The 1102-nt window shown below is 59.9% G+C and carries 1 protein-coding gene; it reads right to left on the reverse strand.

Annotated elements, in window-relative coordinates; all coding sequences use genetic code 11:
• Positions 1–1102: DUF6531 domain-containing protein (locus tag ACZRKZ_RS27740; RefSeq protein WP_463983201.1), on the reverse strand; the 1102-nt coding region annotated here is incomplete at both ends.

Consider the following 1102-nt stretch of genomic DNA (forward strand, 5'->3'; position numbering starts at 1 on the left):
TCGTTACGCTGGTATTTCCAGACCGCGTTACCACGGCGCACGACCCGAACGAAACCGTTGTCATGTTCGTAGGATGTCGGCTCATCGTCCCCTGGAAACAGCGCAATCATCCGACCAGCTTCGTCGTACTGATACGCCGTCACCGCCCCGAGCGGGTCCTGCTCGACCGTCAGCCGGCCTTTTTCATCGTAGGATTTGAAGTGCTCAGCGCCGTCCGGATCAATCCGCTGCACCAGCCGCGCACGCTGGTCGTGGACGTACACTTCCTGGCTGCCATCAGCGTTATGGACGGTGACACTGCCGTTGTCGTCCCAGGCATACCGCGTGTCCATCTGCGAAAAGCTGGCCCAGTGCCGCACGCAGCGTGCAGCCTTGCCGGACCGTTCCCACTCCCAGAAGAAACTCGCCCCACCGGCCAGTTCCCGTTCCAGAATCACCTGCTGATCGTCGTACCGATACCGCTCGCTTTCGCCTACAGCATTGGTCGCCTCAATCAGCCGCCAAGCGTCGTCATAGCGGTAGGAAACAACGTTCTGCTCGGTAACCCAGACGTACTCCTGATACTCCTCGGCGCGCTGTACCTGGTAGTCGACTGCAACGATATGGCCCCGGTCATAGCGCAGCAGTAACGAGCGACCCACGCCGTTATCGATCCGCTGAATCCGTCCTGAAAAGTCGCGGGAGATACGCAGGCGGTTGTCATACGCGTCGCTGATCGATGTCAGCAAACCGTCGCGAAAATGATAGAAACGGGAGTCTTGAGCCAGCACCAGTTCATCCGGCACTGAGCCTAGATAAATCGCCGCCTCCGCCAGGCTATTGCTGATCGCCGGCCGCGAAACAGAGGGCAACGCAAACGTTGTGCTGCGGTTCTCATGGTCGGTCCACACCACCGACTCGCCAATCACAGAAAGCCGCTGGGCCAGCGAATGGCTCCAGCCAAACCCCAACCCACAATCCACTTCCACAGCACTGGTGCGATACAGCCGAGTCCAGGCAAACGGCAGAAGCCCGTCCAGCTCGCCATCGGTGAGGGTCAGCAGTTCCTCACCGGTAACCATCGACACCGGGCAACCGTTGGTGGCGGTTTTATCGGCACTGG

Source organism: Pseudomonas sp. c313 (assembly GCF_055407145.1).